The organism is Novipirellula galeiformis (assembly GCF_007860095.1).
GTDB classification, from domain to species: domain Bacteria; phylum Planctomycetota; class Planctomycetia; order Pirellulales; family Pirellulaceae; genus Novipirellula; species Novipirellula galeiformis.
Window position 1 is genome coordinate 117,880 of the sequence record NZ_SJPT01000011.1, and the last position, 26,064, is coordinate 143,943.

Below are 26,064 nucleotides of genomic sequence, written 5' to 3' on the forward strand. Positions count from 1 at the left end.
CGTATTGATCGCGGGAGCGATCAACGACAATCAACGACCATGGCCTACTTAGCGCCGAGCGATAGGTAGGCGTACAGGTCGCGGATCTGTTCGTCACTGAGGTCTTTGAGCAGATCCGTGGGCATCAATGAGGTCGGCAACGCCTGTAACGTTTCGATTTCGTCACGGGCGATCGTCGTGTTTTGGTTATCAGCATTGCGTAGCGTGACCGTGGTCGGCGTCTGCTCGGCGATAATCCCATTGATTGCGCGACCATCGTCGGTCAGCACCAGGTAGGACTGATAACCTTCGCGAATCTCAAGGTTTGGCAACACGATCGAATCGACCCAGAAACCAATTTTACCCCGTTCGTATCCGTCTAGCGGCGGCCCGATCTTGCCGCCTTCACCAAACAATTGGTGGCAAACACCACACGCCTTGGTGAAGATCGCCTTGCCTGCATCGGCATGTCCCGCCTCCGCTGCGAGCATGTCGCGCAGGCGTTTGGTTTCTGCGATTTGCTCTGGCGTCGCGGTTGCTGAAATGGGGCCAAAGACCGCTTCGACCTGTTCGGCGATTTCAGGATCCTCGTAGGTGCGAAGTTGTTGAATCACATCGTAGGGAACTTGATCGCGTTTGAGTCGCCACTCGGTCAACTCTTTGAGCAATTGCAGGGCCCAAACCGGACGTGAGGCGAGGGTCCGGCATGCTGCGGCACGCAAACCATGCTCTTCGGAGATCCGGCTTCCGAACGATGCCAATAGCACCGTGCCAATCGATGGGGTGTCGTATTGGCGAAGCGAGGCGATCGCAACCCGCTGCAGTGCGGGCTCGGAGGTTCGGCTTCCTGTCGCCAGGGCGAGCAACGCTTTTGCCGCCGGAGCGTGATGGATTTCGCCGAACACGTTCGCCGCTTCGATCGCCAGCGGTAAATCGGATTGTGGACTCGTGAGCAAAGCGATCGCTTCGGTGATCGCCTTGGCATCGCCACGACGCAGCGACAAGATCAGATCGGATTCACCAATCGACGCCTTGTAGTCGGCAAGCGCCTTGTCGAGCGATTCGGGCAACTGGGGAATCGCACGTCCTTGGAACGCCAGGTCGATCCCTTGAATCAATTGCGATCGCGACGCGTCGTCTGGGGCCATCGCAATCAATTGCCCACAATGCTGCAGGTTTTCCTCGCCGCCGGCCGATGCGTAACGTTGCACCAAGCGTTGCAAAACGGTTTGTTTAACGATCGTGGTATCCCACAAAGTTTTGTCGGCGAACATTTTTTCAATCGCGGGCCACGCATCGACATGGGCTTCGATCGCCCACCAATTCATCAACGGCATGTGCGGGTCGTTAGCATCGTCCTCGTGCCGCAGCAGCGCCGCAATGATTCCCAGCCCGACTTCGGGGGAGAGTCGTTTCGCGGTCGCGGCCAATTGGCTGCGAACTTGCACGTCGGGCTCATTCGCGGCCATTGCGATCAATCCGCTGTGATCTTCGTGTCGATCTCCGAGTAGTCGGACGACCCAGCGGCGAATGTGGGCATCAGAGTGAGAAATCCAGCGTGTGGCGAGGTCGTGATCGAATTTGCCGATCAAGTTCAGTGCCCATAGCGCCTCGAGCGACGCTTGTTCATCGATAAGTTTGATCAGCGAGTCGGCCACCGACGGGTCGGCTCGCCAACCCAATTCGAGCGCCGCTCGTTGCCGCACCCACTTGTTTTCATGAGCAAAGAGGCCCATCAACGTGGAATTATCGGCGCGGCTGAGGTCGCCTTGTTGGTAGTTCGCTGTCTTGTCTTCGGGGACGACGCGGTAAACGCGTCCGCTCTCTTTATGCCAATCATCGACCGGGCTAACGTGGCTGAGCCGACTGTCGTACCAATCGGCCATGTAGACGGCACCGTCGGGGCCCACGCCTGCATAGACGGGACGAAACCAGCGATCGGAAGTCTCGGCCAAGTTCGGGGAGTCGACGGTTCGATAGGTCGATCCATCGGGAATCCGCTTGCTTTGCCAAACTAGATTGTGCAGCGAATTGGGGGCAATGATGTTTTCGTTGAATTCCGCTGGCAGCAGGCCTCCTTCGTAAATACAGAACGCTTGCGGGAACCGGCGTCCGTCTCCTTCGAACTTCATCGCGCGAAAGTATCCGAAAGCATAGGGATTGGTGAGCGGACCATGTTTACCCCAGGTTTTTTCGCTGTAACTGCCTTGTGGGAAATAGTAGCCACGCGTGTTGCCACCGTTGGTGCCGGTGAAGACGCGGCCCTTCGAATCGATGTCCAAGCTAAAGGTGTTGCCACCCCCTTCGGCGTAGATTTCAAACACTTTGGTGTCGGGATGGTAGCGCCAAACACACTGGCCTTGAAAGCGAACTCCCTTGGTGACCGCGGAGCTGACGTCGCCGCCGGTCGTGCTGCCGTTGCAACCGTAGAGCCATCCGTCGGGGCCCCAGGTCAAGCTATTGGCAACCGAGTGGGTGTCTTGCAATCCGAATCCCGACAGATGGACTTCGGGCTCCGCATCGGGCACATCGTCTTGATCGGCATCGGGATAGAACAATAAGTAGGGAGGATTCAAAACCCAAATTCCACCGTGACCGACTTGCACGGCCGAGGCGATATTGAGGCCGGTGATCACGTCTTTGTTGGTGTCATAGACGCCGTCTCCATCGGTGTCTTCGAAGACCGTGATCTTGTCGGCGCCCGGGGTGCCGTGTGGCGGTGGCTCGGGAACGCGGTCAAAGACGGCGCGCAAGTGTTGGTCGTAACGAACGATCTTCAAGCCCGCGGGGAATTGGTATTGGCGGTACTGGACCACCCACATCCGGCCGCGCGAGTCCCACGACACGAACAACGGCTGGGAGACGTCGGGTTCCGCCGCGACGGCTTCGATCTTCAGCCCCTCGAGAACGTCGAACTTGGTCACCGCCACATCGACCGGAGTCGGTTGCGAGTCGTCTCGCATCACCCCGCGGCCGGGACGAGTCCGCATGATTTCCGCGACTTCGGCATTACCAGCAATAGGATTCTCAGCAGCCGGTGCGGCGGCGGGCTCCTGTGCGGCAGCACAAGTCGTCAGGCTGGCCAACACAAAGGCAAGCGTGAAGCGAGGTCGAAAAGGGTTCGCAAGCGCAGCAAAACTCAGTTTGCGATGAGGTGATTGCATCGAAAGTCACACGCGACGGGGAAGGGGATGGAGGGGTCGTTGAGGAATCGCTGGGAATTTACTTCCCAGCTTTCTCTAGTGAGGGACCTCAATCTTAACTGCTCGCGGCGAACGATGGGGGGATGACGGCCATTTTAGAACAAGCGGTTCATGCCATTCAGGGCGGCGACGCGGTAGGCTTCGGCCATCGTGGGGTAATTGAACGTCGTTTCCACGAAGTATTCGACCGTATTATGCCCAGCGGGTTGGTTCATGATGGCTTGCCCGATATGGACAATTTCCGAGGCGTTGGCTCCGAAACAATGAACTCCCAGGATTTCCAGCGTATCGCGATGGAAGAGCAGCTTGAGCATCCCGGTGGTTTCGCCGGTAATTTGGGCGCGAGCGAGTGAACGGAACAAGCTGTGCCCGACTTCGTAGGGAACACAGGCGGCCGTCAGCTCTCGCTCGGTCTTGCCAACCGAACTGATTTCCGGGCTCGTGTAGATGCCGGTCGGAATGTCATTGACTCGCAAATTGCCGTCTTTGCGGCCGAGCATGTGCATGGCCGCGGCGCGGCCTTGGGTGTACGCAGCGCTGGCGAGTGACGGGAACCCGATCACATCGCCAACGGCGTAGATGTGCGGAATGGCGGTTTGGAATTGTTCGTCGACGACCAATTGGCCACGATTGTTTGCCTCAATGGGAATATTTTCGAGCCCCAAGTTATCCGTGTTCCCGGTGCGTCCGTTGGCCCACAAAAAGGCATCCGTTTTGACGCGTTTGCCACTTTGCAGATGCACGATCACGCCATCGTCGGTCGCTTCGACTTTCTTCATCGTTTCGTTGTGACGAATGATCACCCCTTGATCCCGCAGGTGATAAGCGAGGGCATCGACAATTTCGTCATCGAGAAACTCCAGCAGTTTTTCGCGGGTGTTGATCAAATTGACTTTGATCCCCAAGTTGCGAAACATCGAAGCGTACTCGGTTCCGATGACGCCTGCCCCGTAAACGGAAAGCGTCGTCGGTTTGTGGGTCATGCCGAGGATGGTGTCGCTGTCGTAGACGCGTGGATGCGAGAAATCGACCCCCTCGGGCCGAAACGGACGCGATCCGGTGGCAATCACAAAATGCTTGGCGCGGATCGGTTTATCACCATCAATCGAGATCGAATGTGCGTCGAGAAAGCGTGCGGTGCCCTGGATCACCGGCACGCCATTGCGCTCGTAGAACGATTGCCGCATCGTGACTTGTTTGCCGATAATCGACTGCGTGCCGCGGCGGAGTTGCTGGAGCGTGGGACTGACCTGCACCCCGAGTTCTTGAAACGTGGGGTTGCGAAGCGCCTTCATCGTCGAGGTGATCGCAAACCGCAATGCCTTGCTAGGGATTGTCCCCCAATGGGTGCAACCGCCGCCGATTTGCGTGTATTTTTCAGCCACGGCGACGCGCATCCCTCCTTTAGAGGCCTGCATCGCTGCCCCCTCGCCTCCGGGACCCGAGCCGATTACGAATAAGTCGTAGTCAAAATGGGAGTCGCTTGTCGTGTCGTTCATCGAGATGATCGTACCTTCGTGGTTCGTGCTTTCCGGAAGATTCTTGCGAAAGAATCAGCATGCGGCAGCGTTGCGCGCACGGCTACAGAAACTCATTCCTAACTTCGCTTCCGATAAGGGTGTTTTACGATGTTGATCGCTTGCGTCCAGTCCGATGTCACTTTCGCCGATATCGCCGAGAACCGAAAACGGATTGCCGAGCACCTACATGCGGCGGGCAAAATGCAGGCCAAGTTGGTGGTGATGCCTGAGTGCATGTTATGCGGTTATGCGTATGAGAGCCGCGAACAGGCAATGCAGCACGCGGTCTCGATCAACGATGACTTGTTTAGCGAAATTGCCGAACTGGCGGCTACCTACGAATTGCATTTGACCTTTGGTTTTCTGGAAAAAGAGGGCGATCGGCTATTTAACGCCGCCGCTTTAGTGGGCCCTAACGGGGTGGTGGGACGTTATCGCAAAGTGCATTTGCCAGCGCTGGGAGTCGATCGTTTTGTCGATCGCGGCGATATTCCCTACCAACCCCTCACCGCGGGAGAGGCCCGGGTTGGGCTGGCGATCTGTTACGACAGCTCGTTTCCCGAACCGATGCGGGTGCTCGCCCTGGCAGGGGCGGACATCATTGCCTTGGGGACGAATTGGCCCGTTTCGGCGTATCGGACGGCCGAGATCGTCCCGCCGGCTCGCAGTATGGAGAACCACTTGTTTTTCGTCGCGGCCAACCGAATCGGCAGCGAAGGGGGCTTCCAGTTTTGTGGATTGAGTTCGATTTGCGGCCCCGATGGCGTCATTCTCGCCAAAAGCGACGATGACCAAAGCACCATTCTGTATGCCAACATCGATGTTGCCGAGGCCCGAAACAAACGGATCGAGCGGACCCCCGGAGCGCATGTGATCGACCGATTCGAAGACCGTTGTCCCGATTTCTATGGCGCAATCGCTGCGACTAAACCCACCGCTACGAATCGCTAAAGTTTCCCCCATCCGATGCGACCGAGCTCAGTCGACCCACGCAAGGGGGTCGATTGTGATGATTGCATCGATCGCAGGTCCTCGAGGAGGAAGCCGAAAGCCAAATGAGGCTGAATGATTCGGGGTAGCGTCTTTCAGTTGCCGAACATGGGGGGTGTCAGGCCGCGGTGTTCGTCATCAGGGCAGGACGCATCTGAGTATTTGGTCGTAGGGATTGCCGGTACGGACGTCTAGTGTCGTCGTCGGATCGGAATCTCGAACGGCCTTGACCTCTCACCCTGTTAGCCGATGGATTGGCAGATGACCCAGCAAACCCCCAAACGTTCACACGCCGCTATTCCGACATCGCCTTCGCCCCGCTCGGCACGTTGGCGTCGCGCTATGCTTGGAGTGTTGATCGCAGCGACCAGCAGCGGAAGCATGGGGCCACTGATCGCGGGCAGTCCAAACTTTCCCTTCTTCACCGCCAGTCGCATTCACAGCGTGAGTGAAACGTCAGCGGCGCAAACGTCAGCGGACTCGATGATCCAGCCGACCACGTTTGCCAGCGAATCGGAACCCAACAAGGCGAGTTCCCCGGCGCCGGGATCGGTGTTGGCAATCGCAGCCCCCGAGGGCTACGGCGTCTTCGACGAATCACGCCCGATCGTCTATTTGACCTTAGCCGAAGCGCGAGCGCGGGTGTTGGACTCGAACCCCGAGCTCGACAGTTTTTCGAATGCTCTCGCTGCGATCGCCGAGAACGTGACGATCGCCGATGCTGACTTTGATGGCCGGGTCGGCGTCGATATCCAAGGTGGCAAGCTCGATCGCCAACTCAGCAACTCGATCCAAACCTTTGGTTTGCCCACCAACGAATTGCAAACCGATTTTTTGCGAGCGGTCGACGGCAACATGCTGTCCTACACTCAACGCACCCGTAGCGGGGGCGAATTCCTGCTGGGCTACAACAACGACTATACCTACCTGACCCCCGCCGGTCCGGACGTGTTGGTGAACCCGGCATGGGACGCGGATCTTAACTTTCGCTTCAGCCAACAACTCGCTCAAGGGCGTCGGCGTGTCATCAACGAATCTCCGATTCAATTGGCCCGACTCGCCTACACGTCGCTAAGTGCGGACTTGCGAGCCCGCATCAATACCAATTTCCGCGACGTCGAAATTGCTTATTGGAACTACGCAGGTTTGCATGCGGAAGCCGAAGCGGCACAAGCATCGACGGCGCGGTTCAAGAAACTCGTCGACGGCGAGAAAGCACGATTGGACCTTCGTGAAGCCACCCTTGTTGATGTGGCCCAAGCCGATGAGCTTTATCAAAATGCTCGGCTGACCGCATTGGATTTGAAACGGACCGCCGATGTCGCTGCGATTGAATTGCAACGATTGATGGGGGATTATCGAGGCCGATCGATTCAGCTTGTCCCGGTCGATACACCGCAAGTGGATCCCACGCTCGATTTTAATGAAGGCATGATCCAATCGGGATTCCGTCCTGAGTTGGAATCGCAACGCACGTTGATTCGCTCGGCGAAATTACGGATCTTGCAAGCACGTGATTTATTGCGTCCCGATATTCGCGCCAACTTTGGCTACGCCCAAACCGGGCTGGAATCGGATCTCGACGATGCTTGGGACACGATCGGCAACGGAAACTATCAAGATTGGTTTGTCGGTTTTGAATTCCGCCAATCCGTTGGTCAACGAGCGGCCTACGCCAAAGCACGCCAAGCTTGCCGCTTGCTCGCAGCGGAACAATCCCGACTCGAGGCGCTTCGCCGCGACGTCGTTGCCGAAGTCAACGCGGCTGCGATCAACATCGATCTTCGTCACGAAGCACTTGAAATCAGCTCCCAGCGAGTGATTGCAGCCACCGCACAAATCGACGGTCGCTCCGAATTGTTTGCTCAGAAAAAAGCGGACATCGACTTGCTGCTTCGCAGTAACCAAACCTTGATTGACGCACAACGCACCGCGATCCAAGCGACCTACGGCTACCAACAAGCGTTGGCTCAATGGCGTTTCTCGACCGGAACGATTGATCGAGCGGCACTGGGAATGAACACCACGTTGGAATCGTCGATCGATTCATTCGAAATGACGCCTTCCTCGACGGACCAACCGGGGACGCCATCGACCGCCGACGAAGCGGCCACCGACGAAGCGGCCGCCAAGAAGAAGCAGGAATCGGCGAAGAAGCAGGAATCGGTTATCGAAGCCCCGCCGGCACCCAAGTCGAAGGCCAAGTCCAACGAGAGCAAAGCACAGCCGACTCCCGCACCGGCACCCGCACCGGCACCGGCACCCAAGGCTGCAGAACCGGCCCCGGCGGCTCCGGCGCCAGCCCTGGACGCCCCAGCCGTAGACGATGCAGCCGTAGACGATGCTGCCGCTTATCCTTGGAAGGGGTTCGAGCCCGTGGTTTCGACTCCCTACGCCCCCAGCTGGGTTGAGGACTCGGACTTGATGGGACCGATCGAAGCGTACCCCCAAGTGATCGTTGGAAACGCTCCTGGGGCAGCCAATGCCGTCGAGCTTCCGGTCACGCCGATGCAATCGACCTCGACGGAAATTCCGCCCATTGCAGTCTCGGATCAAGAGCGAAGTTGGAGTGATGTCCACTCCGTTCCGCAGCCGAAATCGAATTCGCAAGCGGGCGTCGATGACAACGCCTCGAGTTTTCCCGAGGTGAAGATCGCGGACCTCCGCGAGGTTCACGGCAACGCTAAAAAACGCTCGCCGGCACCGCAGGGGAACGTCGAATCGCTGGCCGACGAGTTGTTGCCCGAGGTGCACGTGGCGCCGTTGCAGTTTCCACGCTAAGCACTGAGGCAGGAGTCTCTCTCGGCAAGACCAACCGCATGGCGTTAGCCGCGGATGATGGGTCTGGCGACGGATTCTTATTGCCAAGTGCTTGTGACAACAGGTCGCGTTAGCGATGGAGGGATCGAGCTTGGTTCGGTCCCTCGCTGACGCTTCGAGTGGTGATTTCCTGGGAATCGGGGCTGGGGCCTGATGCCAAAGTGGATCGCCCCGAATCGAGCCTGTCTCAACGGTCTAAGTGGGCAGTGTCGGAACAGGATCTCGAGGCGCTAGCGGAGGTACCCAAAGATCTTCGACTTGTTGTCCTCCCGCGTCATAGCGAATCAGTAAATAGACGCCGCCGACCAAGCCCCATGCCAACGCGAATGCAGTCGCGATGGGGATCAAGGTCAGGATTTGCTGCGTTAAGTTGTGGGTCATCGCGGGGGCCGAAGTCCAATCCAGGGCCACAAGGACGATCTGTTGGGCGGTTGCGACCACGCCGCTGATGAGCGCCGTCGCGATCGTTAGCAGCACAACGGCGACGACGCCGTACATGACCAATTGGAGCGGTCGCCGGTACAGGTACTCATAGCCGCGACTCAAGGCATCCAACACATCAGGGTCTCGCTCGTTGGCGATCGCGGACCAGGCCAAGGGAATGGCCACGATGGCACCGAAGCCCAGGATGCCACAAGGAATCGCCATCACCGCGGCCACGAAGGCCAAGGGGAGCTGAGCGACCGGCGACTCCGGTACTAGGCTGGCGACCCAGCCGGCGGCCCAAATTGGGGTCGCGAGCATGGCGATGCAGGCGATTGGAACAACGCCCGCCGCCCACGCCGCCGGGGATCGCGATGCGGCCGACCGAGCGACCTCTTTCAGGTTCACCATCGAGCGTCCTGCGGTCAACAAACCGCCTTGGCGAACGAAGACAAGCGAGCCGCACGACCACACGATCATGGTCCACAGCAGGCTGCACAGGGGGCGCGTGAGTCCGCCGCGATCGCCTTGAATATTCGCTGTCAACGATGCGATAAAAAATCGCACCGTCTCGATCGACGACGCGGCCCTCGCTGGGGCCGGATCGACTGCGGAAAAAGGAGTCTCGAGGCTCCACCGAGCGGGGCCGTCGCGATCGAGAATCCAAAGATAGACGGGAGCCCACAAGGCAAGGGTGAACATCGCGATCAAGATCATCGAGGGCGATCCCGCGATGCGTAGCGTTCTTAGCAATCGCAGCCAGGGCAAGAGGTCGATCCATTCTCGCACACGTGCAAGCACTCCGGCTTCGAGCTCATGTCCTGCATGCTGATCATGCTGATTGGATTCTGGTTCAGGCAAGGGACTTATCGCGTAGGTGATTCAGGGTGCCAAAAGGCACAGGCTAACGAAATGTGGCCAGTTTCCATAGTCTTGGATTGGGAATAGGCGGCGCCGATGCGGTCGCTCCGGCGGCCACGATCCTGGCCGAGACGAACCATTTTTGGCCGGCGTGCAGTGGTAGATCGGTCAAATCTCGTCTCAGCACGGCGAGCTCAAAGTCGATGCCCGCGTCGGTTTCGCCCACCGCCACATACCATGTCGGCTGCCATCCCGCTTGTCCATCGATACTGTCGTGAGTTTTCCCGGATGGCGTGACTTGCAATTGATACGCGGTCATCAAATCTTGGTCGGTATCGATCGAGATCTGCAATCGATCCGAATGGGTCAGGTCGTGGTCTCGATTCTTCTTCGCGTCCGCGGTCGAGGGGGCGTTCCGAAAGAGAGCTCCCCGGCATTGCACAAACACGTAGACATATTCATCGTCATACGCGATCCGCATCGTGGGTTGCGGCTCGCGTCCAGACGCAGATTGTGACCAACACGCATCGTCGTCGCGTCCATCAAGCTTCGGACGCACGGTTGCGGGGATCGCGACGACCGGGGTATCGCTCGCAGGCAGATTGCCCTGATGGACGCGGCCGTCGTCCGATGGCTCGCTTGCCGAAACCAACGCGGTCCAAGGGTTGGGCGATCCGCTGGCCAGCAGTCGTCTGAAATTTCCCGAGGCTTGGCCCGTTACTTCTAAAAGTTCATTGTCACCACGTTGCCGTGCTGCCTCGTTCGCGATCAAGACCAATGGATGGAATTCCCATGCCAAATCGACTTCGCCATGTTTTTGCTGATCCCGTTTGCTTCCCACTTGAACCGTGGTCGGCTCGGCAACACGCAGCGGCGATATCGCCGCGACTTGAGCCACTCCACTACTTTCGACTTGGAACGGGGAAACCGCAGCTTGCTGGACCGCGGCGGACGTTTGGCTCGAGGCGACCGCTAAGGAGCGTGCCGCCGCCGCGTTGAGCGTCTTCCATTCCTGGCTGTTCTGGATCGCCGTCAAACGCAGCGCGGACCACTTACCAAACGTGCGATCGGAGAATCGATCGGCCGACTCGGACAAGGCGACCTGTAGGAACGGGATCGCATTAGGAAACACATCTGCGTCATACGCGGCGAGCTTGCATTGCAGGGACCAGGCCAAACGTGGCTGATCGCTGACGGCGGTTTGGTTCAGCAGCGACTTTAAGGAACGCCCGAAAAACTCGGCGGTTGAACTCGTTTGGATCATTTGTTCGACCCGTTTTGATTCGCTCAATCTCGCTTGGACGACTTGTAATTGACGGCGATTTGCCTTCGCAAAGGTCGCCGATAATCGTTGCCCTTGAGCGAGCGAAAGCCCGCTGGTGATCGACTCGCCACGCGGTGCATTCCCCGAGGCATCATACAGAACGCGAAGCGAAATGGTTTGCTTGGCCGTCTGTGCGGGCGACACGATTTGCAGTGCGTCGTCCCAAATATCTCCCGTCAATGCTCCCGCAAAGGGCATCATGGCGTTGCGGTGGAGCATCCTGTCGCCGCCCGCTTCGAAGCCGTATCGCATGACTCGAGCAATGCCTGACGAAATTGCGGTTTGCGAAAATGCGGAAGCCGTTGCGGCAGCCAACGTGTCGTCGATAATGACGACGGTGGGTCGATGAATCGCGATCCAATTCCGGGCTTCGGTTTGGATCGCTGCGGATCGATCAATCGTATCGACCGACGATGCCGCTAATGATGCTGCCGCTTGACGAACTTGGTAGAGTTGACGCTCGGCTTCTTCGCTACTGACGCCGACGGTCTCGGGATGTTGCAACAGAATTGCGACACGTTGATGCGACTCGAGTGTTTCCGAACCGACCAACGGCCATGGAATCGACGCAGGATCGTTGGCAACGACAAGAATCGAGGCATGGTGCTTCCCACCGCGAATGGCGGTCCAGCGACCGCTTTCACGATCGCCGTGGAGAATCACGCCGTGATCGCCGACGGCAAATAACCGTCCCGACTTGAGCTCAAACACGTCGCGAATCACGGTGGCGGTTTGAGTTGCTTCGACCCATGCCAACCGAATCGAGGATTGGGTTTCAGGCTTAATCGGAGGAACGCCATCCAATTCGCCACTGCCGCTCCAACTGCGTCCGCCATCATGACTTTCGAACTCGCGAGACTCGGCGATCGCCGACCAATCGCCGGTGGCAATCAACGCCCCGTCCTGTGCTCGCACCGCGAGGGTGCCCAGCCGGGGTAATTCGTTATCGGTGCCGCGACGCCAACTGATCCCCGCGTCGTCCGACCACAGCGTGACACCGCGGCTGAGGGCGGTGATGCGATCGTATTGGCCGCCAATGGCAACCGCATTGCGGTCGTCAATCCAAATCACATCGGCCAACGGACAGGCAACGGGACTCGGTTGGACTTCCCACGATTGCCCTGCATCGCCGGATCGCAAAATCGTTCCGTGGTTACCGACCGCCAGGGCGAGGTTGCCGTCGCGGTTGAACGCGATCGCGCGCAGTGCCGCGTCTTCGCGAAGCGCCTCGGTTTGAGTGTACGGAGCCGTCGGCTCGAGCGAGGATTGAGCAAGGGACACCCCTGGGACCAGGGCAAGGATGTACACTACAGCAAACCGAACGAGGGCGGCGCCGGATAAAAATGCAAACATCGGCTGCCCAGCGGGCCGCACCGGTGAAAATAGTCTTTGTAGCAGCAATTTCATGCAAGCCATCCTTTTACGAGGGTCGCCGCCAACCACAGGGCTCCCCAGCCGAGAAACAAATTTGCGGCAACATAAAAAACAGCAACCGGCCATCGCTGCTCTCCCGCCAACAGCATCGACTCGGCGGCAAAGGTCGAAAAGGTGGTTAACGCCCCCAAAAAACCGACTCTCAACCCCAACACGATTCGGGGGGAAAAGGTCTCGCTAAGGAGGCTGTATTCCGCTAGGGCACCTATTGCGGCACAACCAACCACATTAGCGGTCGTGGTTCCCAGCATCGAACTCCCACCCGGAATGGACATCATCCCGAGGGTTATCCCGTAACGGGCGATGGAACCTACCGCTCCCCCTGCCGCTACCACCGCTAAGTTGAGCCAACTACTCATCAACACCAATCGATTTAACCATTGCCTAAGTCGGGGCACGAACCTAATTTAGATGGGTAGGTTCGGAGTTTCGGTCGTCCACGTAAACGCCAGTTTTTCCAGGCCCCCTCGCGTAGCTGTTTGACCGCCCTGTTGTGGGTGGTGGTTTTGAAGGGGGTTCATCCCATGACGGGGCGTTTAAGCCATGCTTTCGGTTTAACGGATCGAAGGAGTGGCCGTCGCGAACCTGCGGCAGGCATTTTGCCTCTAGCCGACGAGTGACATTAGCCGATACGGACGTGACCCCCTCTTATGCAGGGGAGATTGCTGTGCCTGCAAATCTACCACTGAATTGAATCAACGTTTCCTTTCCTTTCTTGTGTTGACGTAACCGATGAGTACTGCAAAAGCCGCCGCCACTGAACCCAAAGTCATGACCGGAGCCGATATCCTGGTCAAATCGCTAGTGGATCATGGCGTCGATGTGCTGTTCGCCTACCCGGGCGGCTGTAGCATGCCGCTTCATCAAGCGTTGACCCGTTTCGGCGATTCGATCCGCACCATTCTGCCGCGCCATGAGCAAGGGGGTGCATTCGCCGCCCAAGGCTACTCGCGCAGCACCGGCAAGGTCGGCGTGGTCATGGCAACCAGCGGCCCGGGGGCGACCAACCTCGTGACCGCCATCGCCGATGCAAAGCTTGATAGCATTCCCATGATTTGCATCACAGGGCAGGTGCCGACCGTGGCGATTGGATCGGATGCGTTCCAAGAAACGCCGATGGTCGAGATTTGTCGTGGGATTACCAAGCATCACTACTTGGTCACCGATCTGGCCGATCTGCCGCGAATCATGAAGGAAGCCTTTTATATCGCGACCAGCGGTCGACCGGGGCCGGTGTTGGTCGACATGCCCAAGGATATCCAGCTCAGCACGCAAGAGATCGACATGGATCCTCCGATGGATCTACCCGGCTACGACCCCAGCCCCGCAGCGGTTCCGAGCGAAACGATTCGCCAAATCGCCGCCGCGATCAAGCTGGCCCGTCGTCCGATGATTTACGCGGGCGGGGGCGTCGTCATCGGCAGCGCCAGCGAGGAGCTTCGCGAATTCGTTAAGAAAACCGGCATTCCCGTGACCACCACCGTGATGGGCATTGGCACGATCCCTCCGGAGCAAGAGCACTCGATGTCGTGGCTCGGCATGCACGGTGCCGCGTACGCCAACTATGCCGTTCGCGATTGTGATTTGTTGATCGCACTAGGCGTTCGTTTTGACGATCGCGTGACCGGCAAAGTGGAAGCGTTCGCCAAGGATGCCAAGATCATCCACGTCGATATCGACGGTTCGGAATTGAACAAGAACAAGCAAGCTCACATCCCCGTGCGTGGCGATGTGAAGCAAGTGTTGACGGAATTGAACAAAGTCGTTCAGAAGCCTGAGATCGCCGAATGGCAACAACACTGTGATGATTTGAAGGCCAAGTACCCGTTCAAGTACGACGAAAACTTCGACGGCATCCTTCAGCAACATGCGATCAAGACGCTCAGCGATATCACCGCTGAGATGGATACCTACATCACCGTCGGTGTAGGACAGCATCAAATGTGGGCTGCTCAGTTCTACCAATTCCGTCGTCCCCGCACGTGGCACAGCAGCAGCGGACTCGGCACGATGGGCTTTGGGTTGCCCGCCGCGATGGGCGTCCAAGCGGCTCACCCGAACTCGTTGGTCGTTGACATCGATGGTGACGGCAGCTTCCAGATGAATATCCAAGAGCTGGCGACGTGCTTCTGCGAAGAATTGCCCGTCAAGGTATTGCTGCTCAACAACCAACACCTTGGCATGGTGGTTCAGTGGGAGGACCGATTTATGGATCGCAATCGGGCTCATACCTACCTTGGCCCAATTCACCACAATGAAGCCGCGGGCAATAGCAGCGCCGATCGATTTAGCTACGCCGAAGAACGCTATCCGGACTTTGTCAAAATCGCGCAAGGCTACGGATGTGGTGCCGCGACGATTCGCAAGAAAGCGGATCTCGAAGGCGCTCTTCGCGAGATGATCGAACACAAGGGACCGTACTTGCTAGACGTACAAGTGCCTTACCAAGAGCACGTTTTGCCGATGATTCCCGGCGGTCAAACCGTCGACGACATGATCCTCGAGTAAGCCGTAAAGCGTCCTCGGACATACCGATGAATCGCCGGCCGTTGAGAACGGTCGGCGATTTTTTTGTAGCTGCGTTCGCAAGAACGCGGTCGACCGTGAACGCGCCGGTCGCTACATCAAAATCGATCATGCGTTTCAGCCGTTGGAGCCTTCGCGACGTGACATCACGAAGCTTGAGCGTTTTGACCTAAACCGTCATCCAAGCAGCCTTGTAGCGCAATCCGAGATTCAGAATTCTCTGCAGCAACATCTCGTAGCTGATCTCGATGGTTTCGGCCGATTCGGCGAAATCTTCGCCGTATTCGATATTCGGGTTCGCATTCGCTTCGATCACGTAGATCTCACCTGCCGCGGTCATCCGCAGATCCATTCGCGCGTAACCGCTCATATTCAGCGCTCGATAAACGCGTTTACACAACTTGGATAGCTTCAGCTTGGTGGCGTCATCCAAGTCCTTGGCTTCCTCGGTGGTGATGCCATGTTTCTTTTGGTAATTCTGGTTCCACTTGACTTGCTGTGTCGCGATTTTGGCCACTTCATTGGGCATCGTGCCGAAGATCATTTCCCACGCGGGAAAGGTTTGCAAACGGTTGTTACCGATCACGCCCACGTACAACTCGCGTCCCTCGATGTATTGTTCGGCAATCGCATCATCGCCGGTCTTCTCGTGAATGAATTTGACTCGTTCGACCAACGCTTCGTCGCTATGCACGATCGATGCTTGCGCAATTCCAAACGAAGCGTCCTCAATCACCGATTTGACGAACAAGGGAAATTGCAATTTCTTGGGGCGACGGATTTTGCGTCCGACGGGAAATACCGCGAAGCGTGGTGTCGGAATGCGATGATAGGTCAGCACCTTTTTGGAAAGTGCCTTGTCTTTGCTCAGCAGCAAGCCGCGTGGATTGCATCCGGTATAAGGTTGCTGCATCAATTCCAAATAGCTGATCACGGCAAAGTCATAGGTGACCACGCCGTGAAATTCCTCGAGCATCATAAAGGTGATGTCGGGCTTGAACTCCTTGAGCGCTTTGCGGATCGGCGCCAAATCGTCGTACACGCCCAAGGGCAGGACCTCGTGACCGATGTGGCGCAGCGTATCGCAAACATCGAATTCGGCCTTCCATCCGTCCAACTCTTTGTCGCTGATCCCTTGGAGCGTCAAGGGCGGAACATGTCCGTCGCGGACCAGCACTAGAATACGCAGCTGGCTCATTTGATGGTTCCGGCGCATACGGCGTGCACGAAACCGAGCGGGGCCTCGTCTCGATCACAGGACTCCTTACATCGCAACACGGTGTCGTCCTTCATGTAAAAAACTAGTGGTCCGCACCGCAACAAGAATCATCGCGTCCCGTTTGACTTGATCGATTGCCCCGCCGAGTCGCAGGTTCAATTCACGGCACCGCTCGATCATCTCTTGGATCACTTGATCGATCGTGTAGGTGTACTCCCCCGTCCAATGCGCCACGATGGTTCTTAATTCGTTGCGAATCTGGCTCAAAAAGGCGGCCGCGGTCACGTTTCGACGATGGGCTTCTTCGGAGGAGAATAATTTGCACAAATCGACGTCGTAGATGCTGGGATAATCGACGCCATAGTGCTTGCGTTTGCGTCGGTAATGGGTGCGAAGCGTTCTCCGTATCCGGCCCACCGAGTCGATCGTTCTTCGGTTTTGGACCAAAGGTGGCTGGCCCGCAATCGACTTCATGAATTCGTCGACGAACTCGAGTTTTTTGATGGCGGGCCAATCGCGATAGCGAGTCCGCCAGCGCGTCCCCGGACGCAACCACACCGCAAACGTTTCGGCAAAGTCTTCCAAAGGATGGGCTTGAGCGTACCACATATCCAAATTCAGCACGTAGTCACGACTCGACGGCGTCGGTTGGTAATAATCGGGATAGGGCTCCGAGGGGCGGCCAAATAGTTCGCGGTAACGTGCTTTGCGTCGAATACGAAACGCCGTATCAATCGCGTGCCCCGCCTCGTGTCGCAAGATTTTCATGCACCAAGCCTGGGTCCCCCCCTCGACCTCGAGCAATTGCTTTCGCTCCAGCCGCGCCAATCGCGGATTGGCTAAATAGAACGGAATCGCGATCCCGGGAATGTCATCGGGCGAGAACCAATCGTCGCTGAGCCAACAATGCGGCCGAAAATTTAACCCCCGACTCGCCAATTCCTGGTTTAACTGTTCAATTCGTTTCTGCAGCGGCGTGCCACGAATGGAAAGCTTCAAATCGCACATCCGCATGTCCAACAACTGCTCGTCGGTTAATTTCGACAGCGCGGGCATCGTTGAGAGATTTGGCTTTGGGTTTGCCATTTCACCGTTTGTGCAATGAACCAATGGGGCTAAGCAGCTGGGCAGGAGTCTTTCCGTATATTAGCCGTTTTGGCGTTAGCCACGGTTCCCACGTTCAACCGGGGCTAACGCCCAAGCGGCTAATGGGATTTCTCCCAATGATTCCTGCCTATCTGCTTAGGATCAGAAGGAAGCAGTGGCGTCAGTTTATTCAACTTGCGAGATTTGTTACCCCTAAAACGATGTCTTCTAAAAAAAACTGTGGTGATGGCAAGGCCGATCTTCACGCGGCGGCGTCGTGTGACGGAAATGTTTGCACGCGACTGACCGGTGCGGGACGCTCGGCGATTGCGGTGATTGGCGTCGGTGGCCCGGCGTCACGCGCGGCGGTGATGCAATGCTTTACTGCGGCATCCCCGCGTGAATTGAAGTCCAACGAGATCCGCTACGGCGATTGGCACGGCGCGGTTGCCGAGTCGTCGCAAGCGGCGATTCCAAGTGAATCGATTGTCGTGATCATGCGTCACGAGGATCTTTTTGAAGTCCATTGCCACGGGGGCTCCGCCGCGATCGATCGCATCCTCGCCGATCTAGAGCAGGTTGGCATCACTCCGGTCGACAACGCAGCGTGGCCGCATCCTTGGCCCATCGCATCGCCGGACGCGGTTGCTCGTCCCCTGCTGATCCGCGAGGCCACGGACACGCTCACCCAGTGCCAAACCGTGCGAACGGCTGCCGTAGCAATGGATCAAGTCCGTGGTGCAATGCACGATTGGGCCGTAAAGTGGCTTGGAGTTTTTGCGGCCCGTCGGGATGCTGATCGCGCTGCCGACTTGCCTCTTGATCGCGGAGCGATTAACGACCATTTGACGGAGTTTCACGGCGAGGTCCAATCGATGCTGGACTATGCCTCGGTCACGATGCGATTGACGGCCCCCTTTCGCGTCGTATTGGCGGGACGTCCCAACGTGGGGAAAAGCAGTCTGATCAATGCCATCCTCGGTTACGACCGCAGTATCGCAACGCCCGTGGCGGGGACAACACGCGACGTCCTGCACGCCGAAACGATCATCGATGGACTTCCCATTCGGCTGAGCGACACCGCCGGAATCCACGACAGCGACGAGTCGATCGAGCGTGAAGGGATTAGCCGTGCGCTTCGTGAAGCGAGCACGGCCGATCTAGTGCTGGCGATTCAAACCCCCGACACCCCGGCGATCGTGAAGGGTGATTCGCAGGTTCCCCAGATCGAGGTGCTCAACAAAAGCGACTTGCTCCGCGGGTCCGCAGCGAAGGATGTCATACAAACCGTGGCAACGACCGGCGTAGGGATCGACGTTTTGCTCGCGGCAATCGCCAATCGGCTGGCCGACGCGTTTCCGCCACCCTCCGCTCCCGCGCCGCTCAACGAGCGACAGGTTCGTTGCCTAGAAACGCTGCGGAGCACGACTGAAACGCTAGCGCTTCGCATCGCTTTGGGAGAGTTGGTCGAGGGTTAGGGCAAGTCGGGCTGGGGCTGGGCGGGGCTCGAAGAAGCAGGGTAGGGCAGAGCGAGGCAAGGCAGGGGGGGAGTTCCGGATGTTCCCAAGCGGAGCAACGTTTTTGTGCTCTCTAGACATTCCTACCAATGACGTCGGATTCAAGCCGTAGTTACGTTCGCCAGCACGTGGACCACCGCGAACGCGACGGTAGCGACATCAAAAAAAGCCCGTTTGAATCGAGTGCCTTTCAATACTGCTCTGGCGAACAGATTCATGGCGAACAGATTCAGCCCATCGGTGGTCCAGATGCGGCAAGGGAGGATCAGCGAAACTTGGGACCCTTTTCCAAGACTTCGCGATAAAGTCGCCTGAGGGTCGGGGAAATCTGCTTTGCGGATTCGATCGGCTCCTCCGGTCTCCACAGGAATTCATCGTTCTTGATGCTCGCCAAATCGTGAAGTCCGCGAACGACCCGCTGGGTCACTTTTTTATTCAAAGGCTTGGCCAAAAAGAACGTGCCGCCCGCTTCATCGACAAAGGAGCGAATGTCATCGTCGCGGAGGCTGCTGATCACGATCACCGGAATCGATTGAAAGTCGGTGGATGCGTGTTTTCGTAGCGAGCAGAGCAAGTCGAGGCCACTGGCCACCGGCATTTCAATATCACTGACAATCAATTGAGGGTGAGCGTGGTTCACGGCGGCCCAGGCATCACAGCCATTCGACACGGTGGTGCATTTGTACCCACACTCTGTGATCCAGGCACGCAATAACTCACGCGATGCGCGAAGATCGTCCGCAATGATGCAGCGGGGAGGCGTTGGTGTTGCAGGCATACTCTTACCGTCGAGCGTTCGGCGTTGAAGGGGAATTTCAATCGATCTAGCAATCGCCGTGCCGAGTAAGGAATTTCCACCAACGGCACGCCATCTGCACTTAGGCATCGGTTCGACCGGCGGCGGGAGTCCTCCGCAGCCGGTCGCGGGGGAGAGCAAGCGGTCGCGAGGAGGTGAATGTTGCGGAATGTCGCGATTCGCCAGCGGAATTTCCGACGGAATTGCCAGCCAACGACGGTCGTGTTATCCGGCACCTCCCTACGGTCGACATTCGCGTCTGGCAGCGCCTAGAACAATGCAAAAAATGGCATTCAGGGCGGAGGCGATGATGACCGCTTGGGAGACGAGGATGGCTGGGGCGAGCCCGCGCGGCGGCTCATCATCCACGACGACCGATTTGCCACCCTTGCCAGCGAACGCGCGATGGCCGAAAGGCGTGGGGGTTCGTTTCGAAGCAATGCTCGTCGAGGTGCGGGGCTTCGAGAACCTCACTTCGGCGGTTAAAATGCGTGCTCGGTTGAACCCGAAGTCGACAATCATAGTAACATTGGCTCGCAAGTGTCTCGACGTGATCGTTGATGATCGTTGCGATTCAAAATTGATACCGATGTGAACCACAAAATCCATCGACGAGGCCCATTTGATGAATCTGTCCGAGCAACCCATTGACCGTCGAATTAGCACCGGCATCGCCTCGCTCGACGTGATCATGAACGGCGGCTTAACGGAAAATCGCCTTTACTTGATTGAAGGTTCCCCAGGGACCGGCAAGACCACGTTGTCGATGCAGTTTTTGCTTGACGGTGTCCGCAAAGGGGAGACGGGGCTTTACGTCACATTATCGGAAACCAAACGCGAGCTCGAAGGGATTGCTCGTTCCCATGGCTGGTCGCTCGACGGGATCGAAATTTACGAGCTAGTCGATCCAAGCGAATCGATAGAGTCGCAAGCCCAATACACGATGTTCGAGCCGTCGGAGATTGAGCTCGGCAGCACGATCCAAGGAGTACTAAAGAAGGTCAAAGACCTTAACCCCTCACGGGTTGTCTTGGACTCGCTCTCGGAGATGCGTTTGCTGTCGCAAGGTCCGCTTCGTTATCGACGGCAAATTTTAGCGCTCAAGCAATTTTTTGTCGGACGAAATTGCACCACGTTGATGCTGGATGATCATGGCGGTTCGGAAAGCGACCAACAATTGCAAAGCATTGCCCATGGCGTGATTCGATTGGAGCAATTGCTCAGCGATTACGGTGGCGAACGACGCCGGTTACGGATCATCAAGCACCGTGGTTGTGATTTCATTGGCGGAACTCACGATGTTCAGCTCACTCGTGGAGGGATGAAAGTCTTTCCACGAAAGACTTTCGAACCGGTCGATGGGATCGTTAGCGAGCAGCAACGCAGCAGCGGCAACGAGGCGCTCGACGAATTGCTCGGTGGCGGCTTGATGGCGGGGACCAGCGCGCTGTTGTTGGGGCCGGCCGGGGTCGGGAAATCATCCACCGTCACTCAGTACGCGGTGGCCGCAGCAGAGCGAGGGGAACGCGCTGTCTTTTTTCAATTCGAAGAAAGCCGGCATGCGTTGATGTCCCGCAGCAAAGGACTCGGGCTCGACTTGCAAAAGTACATTGATGCCGGGCTAATCGCCATCCATCACTTGACTCCCGGCGAAGTTACGCCCAGCGAATTTGCTGACTGCATTCGCAAAGCGGTGGAACCGGACGACCAGGGGCGGGCCGTGTCCGTGGTTTCGATCGACAGCTTGAATGGCTATCTCAACTCGATGCCTCACGAGAAATTCCTGACCATTCAACTTCACGATTTGCTGCAGTATCTTGGTCGTCGAGGGATTGTTACCTTGGTGGTGGTTGCCCAGCACGGCATGTTGGGGCAATCGATGCAGACTCCGGTGGATACCAGTTATTTGGCGGACAGCGTGATTCTATTTCGTTACTTTGAAGCGGCGGGCGAGATTCGCCAAGCGATCTCCGTGGTGAAGAAACGAACCGGAAGTCACGAACGGACCATTCGCGAATTCAAACTTTCCGACCATGGTTTGGTTGTCGGTCCTCCGCTTCGCGAATTCCGCGGCGTTTTGGCAGGGACTCCTGAGTACGTGGGGGACCAGCAAAGATTGTTGCAAAGGAAAGGCAGAACGAACGCATGAAGTCTGACCCGATCGGCGTCGAAAAATCCTCGGTCAGTCAGCGCGTTGCCATTCTTGCACCGACACCGCAGGACGCGCACGTTTGCGGCAAAATTCTAGGCGATGTTGAAATCGAAGTCGATTTTTGTCAATCGATCGATGAATTCTGTAAAATCATCGCGGCCGGGGAAGGTGCGGCATTGATCGCTCAAGAGCATTTGAGCGGTGATGCGATCGATCGCGTTAAACGCGTCCTCGACCAACAACCGGCATGGTCGGATTTTCCGGTCATCGTGCTGCTCACGCTTGGCGAACAGTCGGCCCAGACGATCGAACGTCTGTTGTCACTGGGCCACGTTACCTTGCTGACTCGTCCCTTGCGTGTCGCCGTCTTCGTCAACACGTTGCGGGCACGCTTGAGAGACCGATCGCGACAATATGCGGTCCGCGATCTATTGCGCGAACGCGAAAACACCACCGAAAAATCTCGTCGCGATGCACGACGCGTGAAAATGGCACTGCGCGCCGGCGGAATGGGGGCTTGGGAGTGGAGTCATGACCATGTGTTTTGGTCGCGAAAAATGTTCGATCTGCTCGGCTATCCACTGCATACCCAACCCTCCACCCAAGCGGTGCTGGATCGGGTCCACCCCGATGATCTCGACGAGTTGCTTGAAAAATGGCACGCTGCGACAGAGCAGGGCGATAATTTTCAGCACGAGTTCCGTATCGAACATCCCAAACTCGGAGAGCGTTGGTTGGCGTCGATAGGCGAAGTGGTCTCGTCGAAATCAGGCAAGACGCGGCGGTTCGCAGGAATCAATTGGGACATCACCGAACAACGTGAATTCGAACGATCGTTGCAAGACGCACGTCTCCAAGCGGAGGTCGCCAACCGATCGAAAAGCGAATTCCTTGCGAATATGAGTCATGAAATTCGTACCCCCATGACCGCCATTATTGGCTACGTCGATCTGATCGCCGAATCGATCCACGACGAACAGACGCTTGACTACATTCGCACCATTCGCACCAACGGCTCGTTCTTGCTGGACATCATCAACGACATTTTGGACCTCTCCAAGATCGAGGCGGGGAAGTTCGACGTGCTGCCAGAACAATTCGCCCCCAACCGGTTAGTCGAAGACGTGTGGTCGATCATGGGGGTGCGAGCCAAGGAAAGCAATATCGAGCTTGAAGTGGAATACGAGGGGTTGATCCCCAGTCGAATCGAAACGGACCCCAAGCGGTTAAAGCAAATTCTGATCAACTTAGTGGGCAACGCCATCAAGTTCACCGATCGAGGTTGTGTGCGGTTGCAGGTCCGATTTGATGTCGCCGGTGATGGAAAAATGCACTTTGACGTCATCGATACTGGGATCGGAATGACGCCGCGACAAATCGAGAAGCTGTTCCAACCTTTTTCTCAAGCCGACACGACCGTCGCCAGAACGTTTGGTGGCACGGGACTTGGATTGGCGATCTCGAAACGTTTAGCCAAAATGCTCGGTGGCGAGATTTCTGTCGTTAGCGAGTCTGGCAAAGGTAGCCGCTTTAGCGTCACAATCGATCCTGGGGACATCCGCAACGCCACGTTGATGCAACCCTCGTTGACGACTCATCCCATCAACTATGATGCGTTCAAGCAACCCGATTCGCTCCAATGCCGCGTTTTGATCGTCGACGACCGGCGTGATATTCGCTTCCTAAGCAAACGCATTTTGGTCAAGGCCGGTGCCTCCGTCACCGAAGCCGAGGATGGCCAAGACGCGGTGGAGCAAGTTCAAGAAATGCTCCGCAACGATCGCTTGGTGGATCTGGTTTTGCTCGACATGCAGATGCCGCGTTTGGATGGCTACCGAACCGCCGAGCAACTGCGCCGCATGGGCTTCCAAAAACCGATCATCGCGCTCACCGCCGACGCAATGCAGGGGGACATGACGCGTTGCATCGAATGTGGTTGTAATGGATACCTCAGCAAACCGATCGACGCGGAAATGTTGGTCGAAAAGGTTCGGGAATTGACCCAGTCGTGACGCGGCAGCGCCCGGATGCCGGTCGGTATTCCCGGTCGCCCGATTGGTTCCCGGTTTCGAACGCCGTTTCGAGCGTGCCCAGCCGGTCCAAGTTCAGCCAGACGGGCCAGACGTAGCCAGAGCTTGGCTAGAGCTTGGCTAGAGCTTGGCTAGAGCTTGGCTAGAGCTTGGCCAGAGCTTGGCCAGAGCTTGGCCAGAGCTTGGGCTGCGTCTCCCCTGAAGCTCCCTGTGCCCCCGAGAGAGCTTCCGATTCGAGCACACGCCTTTCGTTGAGGCCCGCTCGACTGGGTTGGATCACGCTAGCCCCTCGCGTCGTTGCAGCTTGAAGTTGGAGGCTTCCGCGGTCGCTCGCTGGCTTGTTTCTGGCTCAGCCAAACTGGGTAGACAAATCGGCGGGAGAGAGACCCGCCGACAGCCTGGACTGCGGTCCACGAGGCTCCGGATAAATCGTTTTATCTGGCAATTATCGCTAAGCATTTTGATGCGGACGATCGGGGAAAGCGGCAAATCACGCGTTTGATGTTAAGCCTGGTAAACCTTGCGGCGTGCCTCCCAAAGTCATCAAGCGAATGAGCCGATTGTTCCGATGCAAACAGCCATACCGGTGATTCCGGTATTTGGGCAGCGGGCGTTGTGGAGTCCGCTGAAGATTGTGCATCCGAAAGATTCGGGTCTAGGGATTTATGCTACCAACAACCCTACGTTGTCCGGCTGTCGGCCGCTCGATGTTCGCTGGCGTTGCCTTCTCGCTGGCTTCGTCCATGCTGCCAATGGCCGCACAAACGCCGAGTGATTCGGGCAATGCAGCCAGAATTTCTCAAGTTTCCAGTGCGCGTCAAACGCCCACGGTGCTTGCGATTCGCCGAGCCGCACCTGCGGTCGTGAATATTCACGGTCAAAAAACGGTGCGTGCAACGGCGGCGGGGATGGCCGGTGCGACGGGGCCTGACTCGTTCCGTCAAGTAAACGGAATGGGAACGGGCGTGGTGATCGACCCTCGTGGCTATGTGATCACGAACTTTCACGTGGTCGAAGATGTCGACGACATCCTCGTCACACTCGATAACGGCCAGACGACCTCGGCAAAGTTGATTGCGTCACGCATTCGCAATGACTTGGCGTTGATCAAAGTCGACGTGGATCGTCCTCTGCCGACGATCCCTCGAGGAACGAGTAGCGATTTGATGGTCGGCGAGAGCGTGATCGCGATCGGCAACGCGTTTGGTTATGTCCACACCAGCACTCAGGGCATCGTCAGTGCGTTGCACCGTGACGTGCCGGTCAACGAAGCTCAAGAGTACCACGACTTGATCCAAATCAGTGCTGGGATCAACCCTGGAAACTCGGGTGGACCGTTGTTGAACATTGACGGTGACATGATCGGCGTCAACGTCGCGGTCCGCGTCGGGGCACAACAGATCGCGTTTGCCATTCCGATGGACCAAGTCGTTGAGATCGTGACCGAGATGATCGACGAGCATAATGAAAAGCGATTAGTGACAGGTCTGCGAACAAACGGCGGACCCCGCGACGGCGACGGCGTGACCGTTGCCAATGTCTCCGCTAGCAGCCCCGCCGCACGGGATGGGTTGATGCCGGGAGACCGCGTGGTCCGCGTCGGTTCACAGCCAGTGGACGATCGCCTTGATTTTGCTTTGGCAATGCTCAATGCCACCCCAGGCGACTCGTTGGAGCTTGCGATTGAGCGAGAAGGTCGTCAAATGGATTTGGCGATGCGTACCGAACAAGTGTCCGGAGCGGTGGCTGGAGGAGTGGAGGAACTCGCGTGGTCGTTGATCGGGATTCAAGCTCGACCGGTCGCCGATTCGACCATCCGTCGCTTGAACACGCGAATGCGTACGAAGTACCGCGGGGGATTGTACATTGCCAATGTTCGCCCCGGTTCGCCAGCGGACCAACAAGGGATCTCGACCGGAGACGTTTTGCTAGGCATCCACGGTTGGCAAACCTCCAACATGGCGGACCTTGCAGGGATTCTCGAGCATCCTGACATGCAACGCGGACCGAAGGCAAAGTTCTACATTGTTCGTCGTGAGCAAACTTTATTCGGGCACTTGCAAATCGCCAATCAAGCGGACAACGCGGCCCGCCGCTAGCAGGTAGGCAGGAGTCTTTGGGTAGATTAGCCGTTTGGGCGTTAGCCACGGTTCAAGCGGGGCTAACGCCCAAGCGGCTAATGGG

The 26,064-nt window shown here is 57.3% G+C and carries 16 protein-coding genes; 7 read left to right on the forward strand and 9 right to left on the reverse strand.

All coding sequences use genetic code 11. From position 1 onward, the window contains the following. Positions 1-44: 44 nt before the first annotated feature. Together Pla52o_RS23400 and sthA are read right to left on the reverse strand one after the other, a co-directional pair. Complete coding sequence (locus tag Pla52o_RS23400; protein ID WP_231612599.1) at positions 45-3,143, reverse strand: PVC-type heme-binding CxxCH protein; 3,099 nt, start codon at positions 3,141-3,143, stop codon at positions 45-47. Positions 3,144-3,277: 134 nt separating this feature from the next. Continuing rightward, the gene (gene sthA / locus Pla52o_RS23405; protein ID WP_146597047.1) at positions 3,278-4,681 is read right to left on the reverse strand and encodes a Si-specific NAD(P)(+) transhydrogenase; all 1,404 of its coding nucleotides are present in this window, start codon (positions 4,679-4,681) and stop codon (positions 3,278-3,280) included. A gap of 129 nt (positions 4,682-4,810) precedes the next feature. Here sthA and Pla52o_RS23410 point away from each other — a divergent pair, with 129 nt between their 5' ends. After that, positions 4,811-5,653 (forward strand): carbon-nitrogen hydrolase family protein, encoded by an 843-nt coding sequence (locus Pla52o_RS23410; protein WP_146597048.1) that lies wholly within the window; start codon positions 4,811-4,813, stop codon positions 5,651-5,653. A gap of 300 nt (positions 5,654-5,953) precedes the next feature. Next, positions 5,954-8,473 (forward strand): TolC family protein, encoded by a 2,520-nt coding sequence (locus Pla52o_RS23415; protein ID WP_197169457.1) that lies wholly within the window; start codon positions 5,954-5,956, stop codon positions 8,471-8,473. 234 nt (positions 8,474-8,707) lie between these two features. Here Pla52o_RS23415 and Pla52o_RS23420 read toward each other — a convergent pair whose 3' ends face one another. The 3 genes from Pla52o_RS23420 to Pla52o_RS23430 are packed head-to-tail and all read right to left on the reverse strand — an operon-like array spanning position 8,708 to position 12,913. Further along, entirely contained in the window at positions 8,708-9,796 is a 1,089-nt protein-coding gene (locus tag Pla52o_RS23420; RefSeq protein ID WP_146597050.1) for a hypothetical protein, read from the reverse strand. A 43-nt stretch (positions 9,797-9,839) separates the two neighbouring features. Further along, on the reverse strand, positions 9,840-12,527 hold the full coding sequence (locus Pla52o_RS23425) for a hypothetical protein (RefSeq protein WP_146597051.1): 2,688 nt from the start codon (positions 12,525-12,527) through the stop codon (positions 9,840-9,842). Then, a complete protein-coding gene (locus tag Pla52o_RS23430) occupies positions 12,524-12,913 on the reverse strand; it encodes a fluoride efflux transporter FluC (RefSeq protein WP_146597052.1) in 390 nt (129 codons plus the stop codon). The genes Pla52o_RS23425 and Pla52o_RS23430 overlap by 4 nt, the downstream gene beginning before the upstream one ends. A 373-nt stretch (positions 12,914-13,286) precedes the next feature. On the opposite strand from Pla52o_RS23430, the gene ilvB reads away from it, so the two are divergent. After that, positions 13,287-15,062, forward strand: a complete 1,776-nt coding sequence (gene ilvB / locus Pla52o_RS23435) for a biosynthetic-type acetolactate synthase large subunit (protein ID WP_231612600.1) — start codon at positions 13,287-13,289, stop codon at positions 15,060-15,062. Positions 15,063-15,249: 187 nt separating this feature from the next. On the opposite strand, the gene Pla52o_RS23440 is transcribed toward ilvB, so the two are convergent. Continuing rightward, on the reverse strand, positions 15,250-16,278 hold the full coding sequence (locus Pla52o_RS23440; protein WP_146597053.1) for a D-alanine--D-alanine ligase family protein: 1,029 nt from the start codon (positions 16,276-16,278) through the stop codon (positions 15,250-15,252). 66 nt (positions 16,279-16,344) lie between these two features. After that, complete coding sequence (locus tag Pla52o_RS23445) at positions 16,345-17,355, reverse strand: putative zinc-binding metallopeptidase (RefSeq protein WP_231612601.1); 1,011 nt, start codon at positions 17,353-17,355, stop codon at positions 16,345-16,347. A gap of 251 nt (positions 17,356-17,606) precedes the next feature. Between Pla52o_RS23445 and Pla52o_RS23450 the strand changes: the two genes are divergently transcribed. Continuing rightward, on the forward strand, positions 17,607-18,863 hold the full coding sequence (locus Pla52o_RS23450) for a GTPase (protein ID WP_231612602.1): 1,257 nt from the start codon (positions 17,607-17,609) through the stop codon (positions 18,861-18,863). A 304-nt stretch (positions 18,864-19,167) separates the two neighbouring features. Here the strand turns inward: Pla52o_RS23450 and Pla52o_RS23455 are convergent, their stop codons facing one another. Together Pla52o_RS23455 and Pla52o_RS23460 are read right to left on the reverse strand one after the other, a co-directional pair. Then, positions 19,168-19,680, reverse strand: a complete 513-nt coding sequence (locus Pla52o_RS23455) for a response regulator (protein WP_197169458.1) — start codon at positions 19,678-19,680, stop codon at positions 19,168-19,170. 258 nt (positions 19,681-19,938) lie between these two features. After that, a complete protein-coding gene (locus Pla52o_RS23460) occupies positions 19,939-20,220 on the reverse strand; it encodes a hypothetical protein (protein WP_146597057.1) in 282 nt (93 codons plus the stop codon). Between the two features lie 103 nt (positions 20,221-20,323). On the opposite strand from Pla52o_RS23460, the gene Pla52o_RS23465 reads away from it, so the two are divergent. The 3 genes from Pla52o_RS23465 (at position 20,324) to Pla52o_RS23475 (ending at position 25,979) form a co-directional block, all read left to right on the forward strand. Then, a complete protein-coding gene (locus Pla52o_RS23465) occupies positions 20,324-21,847 on the forward strand; it encodes an ATPase domain-containing protein (RefSeq protein ID WP_146597058.1) in 1,524 nt (507 codons plus the stop codon). After that, a complete protein-coding gene (locus Pla52o_RS23470; RefSeq protein ID WP_146597059.1) occupies positions 21,844-23,862 on the forward strand; it encodes an ATP-binding protein in 2,019 nt (672 codons plus the stop codon). Before Pla52o_RS23465 ends, Pla52o_RS23470 begins: the two co-directional genes overlap by 4 nt. 683 nt (positions 23,863-24,545) lie before the next feature. Continuing rightward, complete coding sequence (locus Pla52o_RS23475) at positions 24,546-25,979, forward strand: trypsin-like peptidase domain-containing protein (RefSeq protein WP_231612603.1); 1,434 nt, start codon at positions 24,546-24,548, stop codon at positions 25,977-25,979. Positions 25,980-26,064: the final 85 nt, after the last annotated feature.